The organism is Turicibacter bilis (assembly GCF_024499055.1).
GTDB lineage: Bacteria > Bacillota_I > Bacilli_A > MOL361 > Turicibacteraceae > Turicibacter > Turicibacter bilis.
The window spans coordinates 1051340-1066441 of record NZ_CP071249.1 but is presented as its reverse complement, the minus strand read 5'-3'; the positions used below and the strand labels follow the sequence as shown (position 1 = coordinate 1066441).

The 15102-nt window shown below is 39.3% G+C and carries 6 protein-coding genes, 52 tRNA genes and 2 rRNA genes; all 60 read left to right on the top strand.

The features are described 5' to 3' along the window. Positions 1–143 precede the first annotated feature (143 nt). The 60 genes from J0J69_RS05220 to J0J69_RS04925 all read left to right on the top strand — a co-directional run bounded on the left by J0J69_RS05220 (position 144) and on the right by J0J69_RS04925 (position 15032). Positions 144–431, top strand: a complete 288-nt coding sequence (locus J0J69_RS05220) for a rhodanese-like domain-containing protein (RefSeq protein ID WP_055245309.1) — start codon at positions 144–146, stop codon at positions 429–431. Positions 432–662: 231 nt separating this feature from the next. After that, positions 663–1505 (top strand): phosphatase PAP2 family protein, encoded by an 843-nt coding sequence (locus tag J0J69_RS05215; protein WP_237252671.1) that lies wholly within the window; start codon positions 663–665, stop codon positions 1503–1505. Between the two features lie 165 nt (positions 1506–1670). Then, positions 1671–1747: transfer RNA gene (locus J0J69_RS05210), tRNA-Glu, on the top strand. Between the two features lie 8 nt (positions 1748–1755). Beyond that, a tRNA-Thr gene (locus tag J0J69_RS05205) sits at positions 1756–1831 on the top strand. Between the two features lie 14 nt (positions 1832–1845). Beyond that, positions 1846–1919 (top strand) — tRNA-Trp (locus J0J69_RS05200). A 2-nt stretch (positions 1920–1921) separates the two neighbouring features. After that, positions 1922–1997 (top strand) — tRNA-His (locus J0J69_RS05195). Positions 1998–2001: 4 nt separating this feature from the next. Further along, a tRNA-Gly gene (locus J0J69_RS05190) sits at positions 2002–2075 on the top strand. Between the two features lie 248 nt (positions 2076–2323). Next, positions 2324–2400, top strand: a tRNA-Glu gene (locus tag J0J69_RS05185). Between the two features lie 6 nt (positions 2401–2406). Then, positions 2407–2482 (top strand) — tRNA-Val (locus J0J69_RS05180). Positions 2483–2489: 7 nt separating this feature from the next. Further along, positions 2490–2564 (top strand) — tRNA-Gln (locus J0J69_RS05175). A gap of 5 nt (positions 2565–2569) precedes the next feature. Next, positions 2570–2645 (top strand) — tRNA-Lys (locus J0J69_RS05170). Positions 2646–2684: 39 nt separating this feature from the next. Continuing rightward, positions 2685–2773 (top strand) — tRNA-Leu (locus J0J69_RS05165). Between the two features lie 8 nt (positions 2774–2781). After that, positions 2782–2858: transfer RNA gene (locus tag J0J69_RS05160), tRNA-Arg, on the top strand. A gap of 8 nt (positions 2859–2866) precedes the next feature. Next, positions 2867–2943, top strand: a tRNA-Pro gene (locus tag J0J69_RS05155). 19 nt (positions 2944–2962) lie between these two features. Next, positions 2963–3039 (top strand) — tRNA-Met (locus J0J69_RS05150). Positions 3040–3058: 19 nt separating this feature from the next. Then, positions 3059–3151 (top strand) — tRNA-Ser (locus J0J69_RS05145). Positions 3152–3172: 21 nt separating this feature from the next. Next, positions 3173–3248: transfer RNA gene (locus J0J69_RS05140), tRNA-Met, on the top strand. 3 nt (positions 3249–3251) lie between these two features. Then, a tRNA-Asp gene (locus J0J69_RS05135) sits at positions 3252–3327 on the top strand. 10 nt (positions 3328–3337) lie between these two features. Further along, positions 3338–3413, top strand: a tRNA-Phe gene (locus tag J0J69_RS05130). Positions 3414–3422: 9 nt separating this feature from the next. After that, positions 3423–3498 (top strand) — tRNA-Asp (locus J0J69_RS05125). A 9-nt stretch (positions 3499–3507) separates the two neighbouring features. After that, positions 3508–3583, top strand: a tRNA-Lys gene (locus J0J69_RS05120). A 39-nt stretch (positions 3584–3622) separates the two neighbouring features. Next, positions 3623–3711 (top strand) — tRNA-Leu (locus tag J0J69_RS05115). 8 nt (positions 3712–3719) lie between these two features. After that, positions 3720–3796, top strand: a tRNA-Arg gene (locus J0J69_RS05110). Between the two features lie 105 nt (positions 3797–3901). Next, positions 3902–3975, top strand: a tRNA-Trp gene (locus J0J69_RS05105). A gap of 2 nt (positions 3976–3977) precedes the next feature. Further along, positions 3978–4053: transfer RNA gene (locus J0J69_RS05100), tRNA-His, on the top strand. A gap of 4 nt (positions 4054–4057) precedes the next feature. Continuing rightward, a tRNA-Gly gene (locus tag J0J69_RS05095) sits at positions 4058–4131 on the top strand. A gap of 429 nt (positions 4132–4560) precedes the next feature. Continuing rightward, positions 4561–5025, top strand: coding sequence for a DUF4825 domain-containing protein (locus J0J69_RS05090; RefSeq protein WP_237252669.1), 465 nt, complete (start codon positions 4561–4563; stop codon positions 5023–5025). Positions 5026–5922: 897 nt separating this feature from the next. Further along, positions 5923–5999, top strand: a tRNA-Glu gene (locus tag J0J69_RS05085). Between the two features lie 6 nt (positions 6000–6005). Further along, positions 6006–6081, top strand: a tRNA-Val gene (locus J0J69_RS05080). Between the two features lie 13 nt (positions 6082–6094). After that, a tRNA-Thr gene (locus tag J0J69_RS05075) sits at positions 6095–6170 on the top strand. 3 nt (positions 6171–6173) lie between these two features. Next, a tRNA-Tyr gene (locus tag J0J69_RS05070) sits at positions 6174–6258 on the top strand. 9 nt (positions 6259–6267) lie between these two features. Then, a tRNA-Gln gene (locus J0J69_RS05065) sits at positions 6268–6342 on the top strand. Between the two features lie 5 nt (positions 6343–6347). Beyond that, a tRNA-Lys gene (locus tag J0J69_RS05060) sits at positions 6348–6423 on the top strand. A 39-nt stretch (positions 6424–6462) separates the two neighbouring features. Then, positions 6463–6551 (top strand) — tRNA-Leu (locus J0J69_RS05055). Positions 6552–6560: 9 nt separating this feature from the next. Further along, a 5S ribosomal RNA gene (gene rrf, locus J0J69_RS05050) occupies positions 6561–6669 on the top strand. 6 nt (positions 6670–6675) lie between these two features. Then, positions 6676–6752 (top strand) — tRNA-Asn (locus tag J0J69_RS05045). A gap of 7 nt (positions 6753–6759) precedes the next feature. Then, positions 6760–6836 (top strand) — tRNA-Pro (locus J0J69_RS05040). A gap of 16 nt (positions 6837–6852) precedes the next feature. Beyond that, positions 6853–6928: transfer RNA gene (locus J0J69_RS05035), tRNA-Ala, on the top strand. Positions 6929–6954: 26 nt separating this feature from the next. Continuing rightward, a tRNA-Met gene (locus J0J69_RS05030) sits at positions 6955–7031 on the top strand. Positions 7032–7050: 19 nt separating this feature from the next. Beyond that, positions 7051–7143: transfer RNA gene (locus tag J0J69_RS05025), tRNA-Ser, on the top strand. Positions 7144–7164: 21 nt separating this feature from the next. After that, positions 7165–7240: transfer RNA gene (locus J0J69_RS05020), tRNA-Met, on the top strand. A 3-nt stretch (positions 7241–7243) separates the two neighbouring features. Next, positions 7244–7319, top strand: a tRNA-Asp gene (locus tag J0J69_RS05015). 10 nt (positions 7320–7329) lie between these two features. Beyond that, positions 7330–7405: transfer RNA gene (locus tag J0J69_RS05010), tRNA-Phe, on the top strand. Positions 7406–7411: 6 nt separating this feature from the next. After that, positions 7412–7487, top strand: a tRNA-Val gene (locus J0J69_RS05005). A gap of 13 nt (positions 7488–7500) precedes the next feature. Beyond that, positions 7501–7576 (top strand) — tRNA-Thr (locus J0J69_RS05000). A gap of 3 nt (positions 7577–7579) precedes the next feature. Beyond that, positions 7580–7664 (top strand) — tRNA-Tyr (locus tag J0J69_RS04995). Positions 7665–7673: 9 nt separating this feature from the next. Continuing rightward, positions 7674–7748: transfer RNA gene (locus tag J0J69_RS04990), tRNA-Gln, on the top strand. A gap of 5 nt (positions 7749–7753) precedes the next feature. Next, positions 7754–7829 (top strand) — tRNA-Lys (locus J0J69_RS04985). 39 nt (positions 7830–7868) lie between these two features. Beyond that, a tRNA-Leu gene (locus J0J69_RS04980) sits at positions 7869–7957 on the top strand. Between the two features lie 9 nt (positions 7958–7966). Further along, positions 7967–8075: ribosomal RNA gene (rrf, locus tag J0J69_RS04975) — 5S ribosomal RNA — on the top strand. A gap of 6 nt (positions 8076–8081) precedes the next feature. After that, positions 8082–8158, top strand: a tRNA-Asn gene (locus tag J0J69_RS04970). Positions 8159–8171: 13 nt separating this feature from the next. After that, positions 8172–8248, top strand: a tRNA-Glu gene (locus J0J69_RS04965). Between the two features lie 6 nt (positions 8249–8254). Further along, positions 8255–8330: transfer RNA gene (locus J0J69_RS04960), tRNA-Val, on the top strand. 13 nt (positions 8331–8343) lie between these two features. After that, positions 8344–8419, top strand: a tRNA-Thr gene (locus tag J0J69_RS04955). A 14-nt stretch (positions 8420–8433) separates the two neighbouring features. Continuing rightward, positions 8434–8507 (top strand) — tRNA-Trp (locus J0J69_RS04950). Between the two features lie 2 nt (positions 8508–8509). Next, positions 8510–8585, top strand: a tRNA-His gene (locus tag J0J69_RS04945). A gap of 4 nt (positions 8586–8589) precedes the next feature. Then, positions 8590–8663, top strand: a tRNA-Gly gene (locus J0J69_RS04940). Positions 8664–8762: 99 nt separating this feature from the next. After that, positions 8763–10097 carry a CoA-disulfide reductase gene (locus J0J69_RS04935; RefSeq protein WP_237252733.1) on the top strand — a complete coding sequence of 445 codons (1335 nt, stop codon included), beginning with the start codon at positions 8763–8765 and terminating at the stop codon, positions 10095–10097. Positions 10098–10185: 88 nt separating this feature from the next. After that, a complete protein-coding gene (locus tag J0J69_RS04930) occupies positions 10186–10506 on the top strand; it encodes a hypothetical protein (RefSeq protein ID WP_068758931.1) in 321 nt (106 codons plus the stop codon). Between the two features lie 116 nt (positions 10507–10622). Continuing rightward, positions 10623–15032: a PDDEXK-like endonuclease domain-containing protein gene (locus J0J69_RS04925; RefSeq protein WP_212725206.1), complete on the top strand. Its 4410-nt coding sequence runs from the start codon at positions 10623–10625 to the stop codon at positions 15030–15032. Positions 15033–15102 lie beyond the last annotated feature (70 nt).

Below are 15102 nucleotides of genomic sequence, written 5' to 3'. Positions count from 1 at the left end.
GAGGGCCTTTGGCCCTGGCCGGTAACAGAGGCTTTCAGCCGCAGAGAAAACCACCAGTTCTACTGGTGTTTTTTTAAAAAAAGTATTACATTGTTATTTAATGAGATAACGTGTTAGAATGAAAAGATAGCAAGGTGAATACAATGAAATCAGTCCATATTAATGATATAAAATCAAATTTAAATTCAATTAACTTAATTGATATTCGAGAAAGTATAGAGTTCTTATCGCTGCCTAAATTAGCACAAGCTACACATATTCCAATGTCTGAATTACTTCAAGCTCCAGAAGATTTTTTAAATAAAGAAATATCGTATTATTTAATCTGTCGATCGGGGGCCCGTACTTTTCGAGTAACAGAATATCTTGAACATCTAGGTTATGATGTTATTAATGTTGAAGGTGGCATGCTTGAATACTATAGTAAATAAAAAATTCTCTTCTTAAAAGAGAATTTTTTATTTATGGTTATCCTGAGAGTAATAGGTGGTCTAAGTAGGATGTTAACATAATAAAATATATTATGATAATATTTCTAAACTAGGAGAGAGGACTATTAGAGAGAAAATAGAAAAAAATTTTGAGTTAAAGTGTTTATATAGTCTTATTTAATTTATCGTATAGGGCTAGTAATGAAAAAATAAATAAAGGGGGATATCATGATGGAACTAGATATTCTAAGATTCATTCAGAGTTTTCACACACCATTTTTAGATCAATTATTTGAAATGATAACGATACTTGGTGAAAGTTCACTAATTATCTCTATAATTTTAGGAATATATTGGTGTATTGATAAAACAAGTGGAGAGTATGTTGCTTACTCCTTGTTTAGTAGCTTAATGCTGAATAATACAGTCAAAAATATTGTAAAAGCTAAAAGACCAATTGGTGAAGAAGGGATTCGCTCACTTAGAGTTCATACCGCAACAGGATACTCATTTCCAAGTGGTCATTCTCAAGCAGCAGCCTCAACTTACGGAGCACTATATCTTTTATTAAAAAAATATAAGTATTCTATTTTTTTTATCTTAATTATTATATTAGTTGGATTATCTCGACTATATTTAGGAGTACATTATCCAAAAGATGTTGTAGGTGGGATAATTATTGGTAGCTTAATGAGCTATATTACATATAGATTGTTTGTGAAAGTAGAAAATAGAAAATTACTATATTTATTAACGTTATTGGTATTCTTACCTGCTATCTTTAATTCATCTAGTGATTTTGCTAGATCAATAGGAGGATATAGTGGCTTCGTATTGGGGATATGGTTTGAAATGAGGTATGTCAATTTTCAGCTGAGTAGAAGTGTTTTTAGGCGAACCATGTGCTTTATAATAGGAATTAGCTCCCTTCTTAGCATAAAAATGTTATTTAGCTGTTTTATGGTGGAAACTGATTATGCAAAATTTATAAGCAATATGATTATTTCGTTTTATGGTTTTGGTCTGTATCCATATTTGTTTAATAAGGTTAGCCTAAGGAGTAGAATCAATTAATTTTACTCCTATTTATTTTCGAAAAAAGCATTTGACATTATTCGACAATGATGATAATATAATAAAGCGTTGAACAGCAATGAGAAAAAAAGAAAATAAAGATAAAAAAGTGTTTGACAGAAGTCGACAAAGATGATAAGATAATCAAGTCGCACTAAGGGAACAGGCCCGTTGGTGAAGCGGTTTAACACACATGCCTTTCACGCATGCATACACGGGTTCGAATCCCGTACGGGTCACCATTATATAAGCCGGAATAGCTCAATTGGTAGAGCAACTGACTTGTAATCAGTAGGTTGCGGGTTCAAGTCCTGCTTCCGGCACCATTAATTAAATAAGTAGGGGTGTAGTTTAACGGTAGAACAGCGGTCTCCAAAACCGTTAGTGTGGGTTCGATTCCTGCCACCCCTGCCATGGCGATTGTGGCGAAGTGGTTAACGCATCGGATTGTGGCTCCGACATTCGTGGGTTCGATTCCCATCAGTCGCCCCAATACGCGGGTGTAGTTTAATGGTAGAACTTCAGCCTTCCAAGCTGACTGTGAGAGTTCGATTCTCTTCACCCGCTCCAATATGATTATTAACATCATTTAAGGTGTTTTTGATTGTAATGTATATATTTGTTAGAATTGACCTTTTTTTGAAGAAAAGTAAGGCTTCTAATAGAAATCAGACAGAAAACATTTGATGCTATTCAACAATAATGATAATTATAATACAGCGTTGAATAGCAATAAGAAGAAAAGAAAATAAAGATAAAAAAGTGTTTGACAGAAGTCGACAAAGATGATAAGATAATCAAGTCGCACTAAGGGAACAGGCCCGTTGGTGAAGCGGTTTAACACACATGCCTTTCACGCATGCATACACGGGTTCGAATCCCGTACGGGTCACCATTAAGTGGAGGATTAGCTCAGCTGGGAGAGCATCTGCCTTACAAGCAGAGGGTCGGCGGTTCGAGCCCGTCATCCTCCACCATAAACATTGGGCTATAGCCAAGCGGTAAGGCAACGGACTTTGACTCCGTCATGCGCTGGTTCGAATCCAGCTAGCCCAGCCAATGATGTCCTGCTAGCTCAGTTGGTAGAGCATCTGACTTTTAATCAGAGGGTCAGAGGTTCGAGTCCTCTGCAGGACACCATTTTCAAAAAATAGGCGCGTGCCTTGAAATAAACGAAATGCCTGGGTGGCGGAACTGGTAGACGCACAGGACTTAAAATCCTGCGGGTGGTGACACCCGTGCCGGTTCGATTCCGGCCCTAGGCACCAATTAAATAGCGCCCATAGCTCAATTGGATAGAGCGTTTGACTACGGATCAAAAGGTTAGGGGTTCGACTCCTCTTGGGCGCGCCATAAAAGTTCGGGAAGTGGCTCAGCTTGGTAGAGCACCTGGTTTGGGACCAGGGGGTCGCAGGTTCGAATCCTGTCTTCCCGACCATTAAAAATAAATAACAAAAGGCGGAGTAGCTCAACTGGCTAGAGCGTACGGTTCATACCCGTGAGGTTGGGGGTTCGAGTCCCTCCTCCGCTACCAAAGAGAATATGGATAAAATGGAGGAATACCCAAGTCCGGCTGAAGGGATCGGTCTTGAAAACCGACAGGGCGTGAAAGCGTCGCGGGGGTTCGAATCCCTCTTCCTCCGCCATATTAAATTTAAATATAACATCGCGGGGTGGAGCAGTTGGTAGCTCGTCGGGCTCATAACCCGAAGGTCGCAGGTTCAAGTCCTGTCCCCGCAACCAAAAGGTCCAGTGGTGTAGCGGTTAACATGCCTGCCTGTCACGCAGGAGATCGCGGGTTCGATTCCCGTCTGGACCGCCATTTTAAAAAAGGCTTGGTAGCTCAGTCGGTAGAGCAAAGGACTGAAAATCCTTGTGTCGGCGGTTCGATTCCGTCCCAAGCCACCATTCAATAAAGGTCCAGTGGTGTAGCGGTTAACATGCCTGCCTGTCACGCAGGAGATCGCGGGTTCGATTCCCGTCTGGACCGCCATTTTAAAAAGTCCTGCTAGCTCAGTTGGTAGAGCATCTGACTTTTAATCAGAGGGTCAGAGGTTCGAGTCCTCTGCAGGACACCATTTTTAAGAAATAGGCGCGTGCCTTGAAATAAATGAAATGCCTGGGTGGCGGAACTGGTAGACGCACAGGACTTAAAATCCTGCGGGTGGTGACACCCGTGCCGGTTCGATTCCGGCCCTAGGCACCAACTAAATAGCGCCCATAGCTCAATTGGATAGAGCGTTTGACTACGGATCAAAAGGTTAGGGGTTCGACTCCTCTTGGGCGCGCCATTAAATGATTTAATGGCCCGTTGGTGAAGCGGTTTAACACACATGCCTTTCACGCATGCATACACGGGTTCAAGTCCTGCTTCCGGCACCATTAATTAAATAATTAGGGGTGTAGTTTAACGGTAGAACAGCGGTCTCCAAAACCGTTAGTGTGGGTTCGATTCCTGCCACCCCTGCCATGGCGATTGTGGCGAAGTGGTTAACGCATCGGATTGTGGCTCCGACATTCGTGGGTTCGATTCCCATCAGTCGCCCCAATACGCGGGTGTAGTTTAATGGTAGAACTTCAGCCTTCCAAGCTGACTGTGAGAGTTCGATTCTCTTCACCCGCTCCAATATGATTATTAACATCCTTCGGGATGTTTTTTTTTGTTCTGAATAAAACGATATATATAAAGTCATATACAATAGAAAATTACCCTGATTTTAGAATCTAGTAGTAATTCACTGTTTCAATTTTTATAACTAAAGAAAATTGATATGATCACGCTAATACTTTATAGATGAAGAAGGTTACTTTAACTATTTATCTATTAAATTGTTAATTCCTTCTGTTAGAAGTTTAAGAATAGTATACCTTTATTAACTAGTTTTAGAAATGGAGACAGATAGTTATTATAAGATGTTAAATATAAATCAAATGGTTCTGTTTTAGAAGAGTGTTGATATGTCATATGTTCAACCCCGAATTCTGTAATATTAAATGTAATAATTGAGATGAAAAACCTAATTTCACTGTATAATATGAAATAGGGGGTATAGTAATGAAGAAGTTAATTATGTTTTCGATTTTAACTTTATTAGGTCTTGTAGGTTGTGAAAAAGCTACTCCTGTTACTTCTATGACTGAATTATTAAATTATAAAGATTCTTATGTGGGTGATAATTCTGCTGTCGGTAATATTATCGGAAGATTACCAGCTCATGAGTACTTAGATAGTTTTGAATTACAAACAAGTCAGGAACCTTATGAGATTACGATTAATTACAAACTATTTGATGAGGCGACGGTTGAGTTAGAAGACGGTTCAACATCAAAAGCTTCCTTAAATGAGATTTTACAAGGTAACTCGATGACTATATTATCGCTTGTTAAAAATGCAGAGATTATCAATTTCAAGGTTGGAGATCAGGACACTGTAACTTTTGATAGGGCTACATTAGTCGATAACTATGGCAAGCTTTTAGAAAGTATCTCAGAAGAGTGTTATCTTTGCAAAATTTTATAAAAACTTACTAAATAAAAAAAGATGTTCGCTGTCAACATCTTTTTATTATATTTCAATCAACATTTATCTAAAACACAGCGAATCAAATTTACTTAGTATAGTGTTAGCATAATAGAATTTTTCAAATAAGGAATTATAATTCATCAAATTAGGGTTGTTGACTCCATATCAGATGTGTTCGTATAATAGCTTTGAATAATCATGAGCCTCAAATTTAATAGTGATTAATCCTAATTTCTTTCTTTATTTTAAAATATGGAAATACATCTTTTGATAGTCTGCTTTTTTTAGATATGTTACTAGTTGATTAGAGAGTAAGGAAGATGGATTAAAAATGAAGAAAAGGATATTATTATAGATTTTTCATATAAAAACAATCCTCAGTCTAACAGCGTATAATTTCATATAGATCAGGTTTCACTATTTAGTTTGAATTATTTAAGATAATCTTCTTGAAATGAAGATTTATGAGGTTTAGCCCAGCATTATAATAAGATATCATTTATGAAGTTTACTTGATGCTTTTTTTATTTTAACGTATCTAAAAGACGAGGCTTTTTAGAAAATTATTTATTAATCATATTAAATAAATTTCGATTCAAATACATCATTTTGTTGTTTGGATAACGGTAAACATAATACTTTAATTTGGTATAATTATGGTAGTCAGCTCAAATTTAATATACTGTTGGAAAGTAAGGATATTCTTTTACTGATGATAGAACAAATTATTATATAAAAAATAAAAAAAGCCATTGACATAGATAGATGGGCATGATAAACTAATTGAGTGCTGATTTTTAGGATAACAAACCTAAAGATGTCAAAAAAAATAAAAAAAGTGTTTGACATAAAATGACAAACATGGTAAACTAAAGAAGTCGAATTAAGGGAACAGGCCCGTTGGTGAAGCGGTTTAACACACATGCCTTTCACGCATGCATACACGGGTTCGAATCCCGTACGGGTCACCATTAAGTGGAGGATTAGCTCAGCTGGGAGAGCATCTGCCTTACAAGCAGAGGGTCGGCGGTTCGAGCCCGTCATCCTCCACCATAATTAAATAAATGCCGGAATAGCTCAATTGGTAGAGCAACTGACTTGTAATCAGTAGGTTGCGGGTTCAAGTCCTGCTTCCGGCACCAGCTGGTGGGGTAGCGAAGTGGCTAAACGCGGCGGACTGTAAATCCGCTCTCTCCGAGTTCGGCGGTTCGAATCCGTCCCCCACCACCACTTTAATCATGGGCTATAGCCAAGCGGTAAGGCAACGGACTTTGACTCCGTCATGCGCTGGTTCGAATCCAGCTAGCCCAGCCAATGATGTCCTGCTAGCTCAGTTGGTAGAGCATCTGACTTTTAATCAGAGGGTCAGAGGTTCGAGTCCTCTGCAGGACACCATTTTCAAAAAATAGGCGCGTGCCTTGAAATAAACGAAATGCCTGGGTGGCGGAACTGGTAGACGCACAGGACTTAAAATCCTGCGGGTGGTGACACCCGTGCCGGTTCGATTCCGGCCCTAGGCACCAATTAAATAGTCTAGTGATGATGGCAAGGAGGTCACACCTGTTCCCATACCGAACACAGAAGTTAAGCTCCTTAGCGCCGAGGGTAGTACGCAAGTGCGAGAGTAGGACGTCGCTAGGCAAAAATGCCTCAATAGCTCAGTTGGTTAGAGCACTTGACTGTTAATCAAGGGGTCCTAGGTTCGAGTCCTAGTTGGGGCGCCATAAAACTCGGGAAGTGGCTCAGCTTGGTAGAGCACCTGGTTTGGGACCAGGGGGTCGCAGGTTCGAATCCTGTCTTCCCGACCATTAAATAAATACCCATGGGGACTTAGCTCAGCTGGGAGAGCGCCTGCCTTGCACGCAGGAGGTCAGGGGTTCGATCCCCCTAGTCTCCACCAATTAAATATTAGCAAATACAATAAATGGCGGAGTAGCTCAACTGGCTAGAGCGTACGGTTCATACCCGTGAGGTTGGGGGTTCGAGTCCCTCCTCCGCTACCAAAGAGAATATGGATAAAATGGAGGAATACCCAAGTCCGGCTGAAGGGATCGGTCTTGAAAACCGACAGGGCGTGAAAGCGTCGCGGGGGTTCGAATCCCTCTTCCTCCGCCATATTAAATTTAAATATAACATCGCGGGGTGGAGCAGTTGGTAGCTCGTCGGGCTCATAACCCGAAGGTCGCAGGTTCAAGTCCTGTCCCCGCAACCAAAAGGTCCAGTGGTGTAGCGGTTAACATGCCTGCCTGTCACGCAGGAGATCGCGGGTTCGATTCCCGTCTGGACCGCCATTTTAAAAAAGGCTTGGTAGCTCAGTCGGTAGAGCAAAGGACTGAAAATCCTTGTGTCGGCGGTTCGATTCCGTCCCAAGCCACCATTAAGTGGAGGATTAGCTCAGCTGGGAGAGCATCTGCCTTACAAGCAGAGGGTCGGCGGTTCGAGCCCGTCATCCTCCACCATAATTAAATAAATGCCGGAATAGCTCAATTGGTAGAGCAACTGACTTGTAATCAGTAGGTTGCGGGTTCAAGTCCTGCTTCCGGCACCAGCTGGTGGGGTAGCGAAGTGGCTAAACGCGGCGGACTGTAAATCCGCTCTCTCCGAGTTCGGCGGTTCGAATCCGTCCCCCACCACCACTTTAATCATGGGCTATAGCCAAGCGGTAAGGCAACGGACTTTGACTCCGTCATGCGCTGGTTCGAATCCAGCTAGCCCAGCCAATGATGTCCTGCTAGCTCAGTTGGTAGAGCATCTGACTTTTAATCAGAGGGTCAGAGGTTCGAGTCCTCTGCAGGACACCATTTTCAAAAAATAGGCGCGTGCCTTGAAATAAACGAAATGCCTGGGTGGCGGAACTGGTAGACGCACAGGACTTAAAATCCTGCGGGTGGTGACACCCGTGCCGGTTCGATTCCGGCCCTAGGCACCAATTAAATAGTCTAGTGATGATGGCAAGGAGGTCACACCTGTTCCCATACCGAACACAGAAGTTAAGCTCCTTAGCGCCGAGGGTAGTACGCAAGTGCGAGAGTAGGACGTCGCTAGGCAAAAATGCCTCAATAGCTCAGTTGGTTAGAGCACTTGACTGTTAATCAAGGGGTCCTAGGTTCGAGTCCTAGTTGGGGCGCCATTAATTACTTAATGGCCCGTTGGTGAAGCGGTTTAACACACATGCCTTTCACGCATGCATACACGGGTTCGAATCCCGTACGGGTCACCATTAAGTGGAGGATTAGCTCAGCTGGGAGAGCATCTGCCTTACAAGCAGAGGGTCGGCGGTTCGAGCCCGTCATCCTCCACCATAATTAAATAAATGCCGGAATAGCTCAATTGGTAGAGCAACTGACTTGTAATCAGTAGGTTGCGGGTTCAAGTCCTGCTTCCGGCACCATTAATTAAATAATTAGGGGTGTAGTTTAACGGTAGAACAGCGGTCTCCAAAACCGTTAGTGTGGGTTCGATTCCTGCCACCCCTGCCATGGCGATTGTGGCGAAGTGGTTAACGCATCGGATTGTGGCTCCGACATTCGTGGGTTCGATTCCCATCAGTCGCCCCAATACGCGGGTGTAGTTTAATGGTAGAACTTCAGCCTTCCAAGCTGACTGTGAGAGTTCGATTCTCTTCACCCGCTCCAATATGATTATTAACATCCTTCGGGGTGTTTTTTTTTGCTACATTTCATATGGATAGATTATAAGCTATGATGAAATTTTCTAACCTAAGGAGGTTTATTATGAAAGTCATTATTGTAGGTGGTGTTGCTGCAGGAATGAGTGCAGCAGCTAAATTAAAACGTGCTAATAAAGAAGCACAAATCACAGTATATGAAAAGTCTAGACATGTTTCTTTTGGTGCATGTGGTTTACCGTATTTTGTTGGAAACTTCTTTGAAGATTCACAAAAGATGATTGCTAGAACGGTTGAACAATTTAATGCATCTGGAATTACAGTTAATATTGAACATGAAGTACTTAATGTGGATACCGATAATAAATGTATCACGGTTAAAAATTTATTAACTGGTGAGACATTCACAGATACATATGATAAGTTAATGATTGCTACTGGTGCTAGTGCCATTATTCCTCCAATCAAAAATGTCGATTTAAAACATGTGTATACGTTAAAGAGCATGGAGGATGGAGAAGCTTTAAAACATGCTATGCAAAATGAGGCATTAAAACGTGTAGCAATTGTTGGAGCGGGGTTTATTGGATTAGAAGTAGTCGAAGCTGCTAAACAATACGGAAAAGAGGTTCATGTTTTCCAATTAAATGATCGTGTTTTAGTGGATACATTTGATAAAGAAATTACAGATTTATTAGAAGAAGAGTTACGTGCACATGATGTTCACTTACATTTATCACAAACGGTTACTGAGTTAGTCGGAGATGAGGCAGTCACTCAAATTAAAACAAATGATGAAACATTTGACGTTGATATTGTTGTTTTAACGGCTGGTGTTCGTCCAAATACTAGCTTCTTAAAAGGTACTGGAATTGAGATGTTACGTAATGGTGCTTTAGTCATTGATCATGAAGGTCGTACTTCTATTGAAGATATTTATGCTGCGGGTGATTGTGCAAGTATTAATCATATTTTAAAATCTGAACCTGCATATATTCCTTTAGCCACTGTCGCAAATAAGATGGGACGTATTATTGGTGAAAACTTAGCAGGTGCTCATCATACGTTCAACGGATCTTTAGCTTCAGCTTGTTTAAAAGTTATGAATTTAGAGGCTGGGCGTACAGGATTATCTGAACAAGAAGCGATTAATCTAGGAATTAATTATAAAACTGTATTCATTACAGATATGAATCAAACGTCTTATTATCCAGGGCAATCAAAAATTAATGTTAAATTAATTTATAATGCTGACACAAAAGTTATCTTAGGTGGACAAATTGTTGGGCGTAAAGATGCTGTTCAACGTGTTAACGTTTTAGCTACAGCTATTTTTGCTGGTTTAACCACTGATCAATTAGCGATGTTAGATTTATGCTATGCACCACCATTCGCAAGAACATGGGATGTTTTAAATATTGCAGGTAGCGTGGCAAAATAATTTAAAAGGGGTGATTCGTGAGAACGCCCCTTTTTTGTGTCGTTTTTTAGTCTTTTTAATATAATAGTTAGTAGGAGGAGGGATTATTATGGAAAAGAATAATATTACTCCTATTAGTTGTTATGGTGATTCTTTAGTTTATGAAGAACTTAATAAGGAAGAGTTAAAGGAAGCTGGCGTTGTGATTGATTATGTGGGTGATGAGGTTGTAGATTGTGATATATATAAAGATTATGATAATAAGAAACGTAGATGGTGGTTTAAGTATTTAATGTTTCTTTTTCTAGTTCTTTCTTTTTTAATGATTGTTGTGATAGGAAGTATACGTCTTTCAACGAAGGATCATGATTTTATGGAACAGCTACAAGGGGTATATATGGTAAATGAAGGTTCTAAAAATGGTGTCTAGTCTTTGACTGGTCACCTTTTTTAGATTTTGTCGGAATATGTATGTATATATAGGTGCGGAGATTGTTGCTTTTCGTGATATAATGAAGAAAAGTGTGAGTTAAAGGAGTGAAAATTTTGGACAAGAAGGTAAAGCAGTTATTTGAATATCTATTAGCACTCCGCCATTTAACAAGTCAACCGATTCGTGAGTTGAAGCAGTATGAAAAGTCTTGGATGCTAGATGAGTTGCCACTTGGGGATGGATGTTTTTTAGGAGGAGATGGTGTTGATGCAGACGCTTATCTTGAGGTGCACCAACAAGTCTTTAAAAATGATTATCCAATGTTTGATCATAAATTAGGGAGAATTTTTGAATTATTACAATTTGACTATACTAAGGATGGAAGTGTGATTTGCTCGGGTGTTGAATTAGAAGAAATTATGAATCAAAACTGGGAACAGCTTCAAAAAAAGGTGAGTCATGTTCATCAGGGGAAGATCGAGTTAACCCAATGGGAAAGATTTTTAATCCAACATTCTGAGATGTTTATTGAGGTTAATGAAGCGCTCGACAAAATGAAAGATTTACCCCTTCATATGAAGTATTGTTTAAAGATGTATGAGACGTGGATTGAAGAGTGGAAAGAATGGGCTCTTAATCAAAAGCGTAAACGCCAGATTCAAAAAATGTATGATTACTTTTTCCAACTGAGACAGATGATGAAATCAGAAGAGCAATCTCTTGAAATTATGATGGGAATTGGTGTGTTATCTTATCAATTAAAATATCCAATTCATCACCCGATGCTCGTTATGAAATTGGAGTTAGATTTTGATGCCGAAAGAGGTGTGGCGAAGTTATTGCCGAGCACGAGAGGATATCAATTAGATTTAGAAGTTTTAGCCGGTGTTGAGTTTGCGAATCAGCAGGAAATCATGCAACTGAAGGAAGCTGTGTCTGGATCGATGATCTCTCCGTTTGATATTGAGGAGTCGGAGGGAATTTTACGTCAATTGATTCATTATATGCATCCAAATGGATTGTATTTAGGAAAAGATGAGGTAGAACCTGTTAGTAAGTTTCCAATGGTTAAGCAACAGAGTGTGATTTTCATTCGAAAGCGTTCAGAAGCCTTATTAAAAGAGGATTTACAGTCGACGATTGAGTATCTTGAAGAAGGTGGAAGAATTCCAAAAACGATTCAAGCAATTATTGATGTAGATGGATTGAGGCAATCACAGGATGAATTAAAGGATTGGGTAGGCATTGGAGAACAATTATTATTTCCACTTCCTGCGAATGAAGAGCAAAAGGATATTGCTAGACGTTTAGCAAATAATGTTGCTGTAACAGTACAAGGCCCTCCAGGAACCGGGAAAAGTCATACGATTGTTAATTTGATTGCTCATTTATTAGCGCATGGAAAGCGTGTATTGGTGACAAGTGAGAAAGATAAGGCATTACGTGTGTTAATTGATAAGTTACCGGAAGAAATTCAATCGTTGTGTGTGTCGTTTTTAGGTGGAGATCGTCAATCACTTGCGCAGATTGAGCAATCAATTCGAATGATTTCTGAAGGATTAGCGACCTATGATACAAAGCTTTTAGATAAAGAGATTCAAGTGTTGAGTCGCCAGTTAGATATGGTACGACGCCAGATGAGTATTACAAAGAATAATATTGTTCGTTTCAAGGAATTAGATTCAAAAGGTCAAGTTTGGAAGGATAAGATTTGTCAACCTTATGAGATGGCGCAATTAGTGGCAGAACAGGTGGACCGATTTGGCTGGGTTAAGGATAAAGTCTCAATGGATGCAGTGTCTCCACTAACTGAAGATCAGTTTGTGACGTTGTGGGAGTTAAAAGGGATGCTTCCTGCACAGCATAAAGATTTAGCTCAATTAAAGTTACCAGCGTTAAGTCGTTTAATGAGCGTTGAGGAGTATCGCAAGTTATTAAGTGAAGAGCAGTGTTACTCGACGCGAATTCAAGAGCTTAAGTTGATGCCAAAGCTATACGAGTTTGAAGAGAATCGTACGTTTATTGATGAACTTGGACGTCAACTAGAACCATTATGTCAAAAGCTTGAGAAGCTACAAGATCCACTGGAACAACGGATACTTGAAGAATGCTTGTTAAATGAAGAACGATCATTGATTTGGGAGACTGTCTTTAATCGTCTAAAAGATATCATTATGAAAGTCAATGAAATAGAAGTATTGATTGTTAATGATGTGGTTGAGTGTGATTACTATGATCATCCAAAGTATGAAAGTATCATTACTTCTTTGAAAGAACGTCTTCAAGCGGGTAAAGGGATTGGAGGACTTTATTTAACATTTAATTCTGATATTCGTGCCTTTTATGAAAATACGCGTATTAATGGTCAAAAACTTTCAACGTTAGATGATTTAAATCGCATTGAATCCCAAAGACAAAAGCTCGAATTGTTAGCTAAGTTTGCAAAGATTTGGAATAAGAATATGGCACCTAATGGTGGTGAGTTTATTGATGGTAATGAAAGTCAGGTATTGTTTGCTCATAATCAAAAGATGAAGCAATTTAGTATTATTATGGAATGCCTTGAAGAAATTCAGCAATTAAATGACTTTTTATCACCAATTGTTCAAGGGTATAAAAAAATTGGTTATGAAAATTTATCTGATTTAAAGGCGTTATCTTATTCGATTGAATTGACGCAAAATAAAATAAGACAAAAAGGGTGGCAAGAGGTTTATCAAGTTCTTTTAAGTAAATATAAGCCACTACTTATCGGTGAACAACTTCATTCAGTTGGTCAGGAGCTTTATAATGCTTTAGTGAATAAAGATTTAGAGTTATTTGCTGAAATATTAGGGAAAATCCAGTCATTAAATCAGATTAAAGAGCAATATCAAATCTTTTATGGATTGCTGCATGAACTAAAGGTGGCGATGCCGTTATTTGCGAATGAGTTAGTGAATACAATCGGTATGGTGGAGCCGATGCCTGGAAGTTTGGCTGAGATTTTTGATTATGCGAAGTTAACGACGTTTTTAGATTCACTTGAAGATTGGAAAAATGGTGAGCTTGAGTTAAAGATGCAAATGCTTGAAAAAGAAGAAATCTCATTGATTAAGCAATTAATTTTCAAAATGACGTGGAAGAATCAGTTAGATCGTGTGACGCCTGAAGAGGACCGTGCGCTTCAAACATGGATGCAGAAGATGAATCGAATTGGAAAAGGAACGGGACGACAGGCGCAGAAGTTTAGACGTGAGGCTCGTGTTGAGATGGAGAAGTGCCAAAGTGCGATTCCAGTTTGGATTATGCCGGTCAAAGAGGCCATTGAGAATTTTAAGGTGAATCCTGATTTATTTGATGTGGTTATTATTGATGAAAGTAGTCAGTGTAATGTGTTAAGTTTACCGATTTTAATGCGTGGAAAAAAGGTGGTTATTGTTGGAGATGATCAGCAGATTAGTCCAATGATGCCGGGGATTTCTGAGGCGTCAGTTAAAGATTTGATGAGTCGATATTTGTATAATATTGAAAATGGGAATTCATATGATTTCCAAACGTCTCTTTATGATATTGCTTGCCGCGTCTTTTCGAGTAAAGGAAAGCTCATGTTAAAGGAACATTTCCGTTGTGTACCTGAAATTATCGGATTCTCAAATGAGTTAGCTTATCATAATGAAATGATTCCGCTTAAATTACCCGTTTTATCTGAACAGTTTAATCCTGCTGTGATGGCAATTTATGTTGAAGATGGTGCTCGAGATGAGAAGAAGACGAATTTAAATGAGGCGAAGCGAATTGTTTCTGATATTAAAGCTTGTGTTGAAAATCCAATATATGATGGAAAAAGCATGGGTGTGATTTCTTTACTTGGTGCTGAGCAAGCGAAGTTAATTCAGAAACTCTTATTAGATGCGGTTGGGGAGAAGGTCATGGTTGAGCGTCAGATTATTTGTGGCGATGCTTATTCGTTCCAAGGAGATGAGCGTGATGTGATGTTCTTATCCTTAGTTATCGCACCTAATATGCGTTACAATGCATTAAATAAGAAGATGTACACGCAACGTTTTAATGTTGCAGCTAGTCGCGCGAAGTGTCAGATGCGTCTATATCATTCGGTTTCTATTAGCGAGTTATCAGCGGAAGATTTACGTTATGAATTATTAGCTTATTGTCAAAATCCAAAACCGATGTATGAGTTAATAAGTCATGAGTGTGAAACGTTGCTAGAACGTGATGTGATGAAAGCTATTGAATCTCGTGGTTATGTTGTGAAGTCGAAGGTGTCCATTGGAAAGTATCAAATGGATTTAGTGGTTGAAGGAGAGCGTCAACGTTTAGCGATTGAATGTGACGGTGATACGTTCTATGGTGTTGAAAAGATTGAACAAGATCTTGAGCGTCAAGGCGTGCTTGAACGTGCTGGATGGCATTTTATCCATATTCGTGGAAGTATCTTTTATCGAAATCAAGAACTTGCACTTCAACCTGTTTTTGAAAAACTTAAAGAGCTCGGAATTGAAGGTGAAAAAAATCTATCGTAAGATAGATTTTTTTTGTATAAAGCGATGATTTTTGCTCATAGTATAAAAAGAGAAAAATTTCGGCAAAAAG

Bases quoted from the DNA above. Each gene is read 5' to 3' on its own strand.
- J0J69_RS05220 (WP_055245309.1), top strand. From the start codon at position 144: ATGAAATCAGTCCATATTAATGATATAAAATCAAATTTAAATTCAATT.
- J0J69_RS05215 (WP_237252671.1), top strand. From the start codon at position 663: ATGGAACTAGATATTCTAAGATTCATTCAGAGTTTTCACACACCATTT.
- J0J69_RS05090 (WP_237252669.1), top strand. From the start codon at position 4,561: ATGAAGAAGTTAATTATGTTTTCGATTTTAACTTTATTAGGTCTTGTA.
- J0J69_RS04935 (WP_237252733.1), top strand. From the start codon at position 8,763: ATGAAAGTCATTATTGTAGGTGGTGTTGCTGCAGGAATGAGTGCAGCA.
- J0J69_RS04930 (WP_068758931.1), top strand. From the start codon at position 10,186: ATGGAAAAGAATAATATTACTCCTATTAGTTGTTATGGTGATTCTTTA.